At 60.5% G+C, this 1,316-nt stretch carries 2 protein-coding genes; both read right to left on the bottom strand.

The genetic code is table 11. From position 1 onward, the window contains the following. Positions 1 to 977 (bottom strand): DUF748 domain-containing protein (locus tag AC1D1P_RS23570; protein ID WP_477674675.1); only part of this gene is annotated, 977 nt, incomplete at its 3' end. 33 nt (positions 978 to 1,010) lie between these two features. After that, positions 1,011 to 1,316: hypothetical protein (locus tag AC1D1P_RS23565; protein WP_477674674.1), on the bottom strand; the 306-nt coding region annotated here is incomplete at its 5' end.

Raw genomic sequence — 1,316 nt, 5'->3', positions numbered from 1 at the left:
GTTTGTGCTGTCAGCACACGAACCTTTTCCGCCGTCACGGTTCCGGAAATCCGCACCACCGTGGCGGGTGTCTGCTCAAACGCGACTTTGGCGTCGGCATGCAGTACCGCGCTTTGCAGCCTGACGGGCAGGCTCGCAGGCCAGTACGCCAGGTAAGGGTTCAGGTCGAAACCACGCAGCGTGAGGGTGGCGTCGGTTTTGTGGGTCTGGGCAAAGGGTGTGCCTTCGGCAGCGGTGTCAAAGCTGCTGCCGTTGAGCCTGAAGGCCAGGTGCGGCGAGGTTTTGACTTCACGTTGGGATTTGAGGTTGCTCAGGAACGGAACCGACAGGCCCAGCTCCCGCAGTTCATGGGTCTTGCCGACGGACTGGTCGGTGAAGTCCATGCGCCCGCCGCTGACGACGATGTTGTAGACCGCGAACCGCGGCGGGTCGCCGGCGGGGGCATCTGCGGGTGTTTTGAAGCGCTCCAGGATGTCGTCGATGTCGTAACGGCCGTCACCTTGATGGGTAAGAAACGCGAGGGGTTCGTCCACCTGAACAGCGTCGGCCACTGGGGCGAGGCGAAGCAGGGACTCCAGCTCTGCATCTATATATAGGCGCTTGACGGAAAACTGGGGYGTTGCCTGGGGAGAAGCTGCCGAAACGCCACCCACCGGGCCGGCACGGGCAATGGCCAGGTCGCGAAGAGTCAGTTCGAGCGACCAGGGCTTGAAGTCGACCTCGCCCACGGTGACCTGGCGGCCCAGCTTTTCAGAAGCGATGTTCTCCAGTTGGGATTTGAGGATGGGCGGCACGGCCGCATAAGCCAGCGCCCACAACACCAGCAAACTGCCCACCGCCCAAGCCGCGCGCCGCTGCCAGAGCGGCGACCGGCCCACGGCGGCAGCCCTGGCCGGCAGTGTTTTTCCGATTTCCCGCCAATTGGTCTCGCGCCAGTTGAATTCCTGCCATTTGTTCTTCAAATCTTTGATTGCCATAGGCGTCGAGTTTTTAGCGCCGGGGCCGCCAGGTCAATGATTTATTTGAAAAAGACGGTCAACCGAAGGGCATTGAGGCCTGTGAAAAGCGCGCCCCCAAAAGAAAAAACCCCGGGCAGCGAGGCCGACCGGGGTTGACGGCGGGCGTTTATGCTCATGCCGTCGGGGTTCCGCAAAGAAGAGAGTTATCGTCTCCAGTGCGATGAAAGCAAGTGATTGCTTCCAGATTTTCCGGGGTTGGTTACCCGGTTGGATGCGTGAATGAACACGCAATTGCAGGTTAAACCCCTGCCGTCCCGCAAGCAAGACCATCTTTTCAATCACAGCGCAGGATGTGAT

The organism is Polaromonas sp. P1_E1_2 (assembly GCF_056406035.1).
Note: the sequence above shows the minus strand (reverse complement) of the source record. Positions and strands in the feature narration are given on the sequence as shown.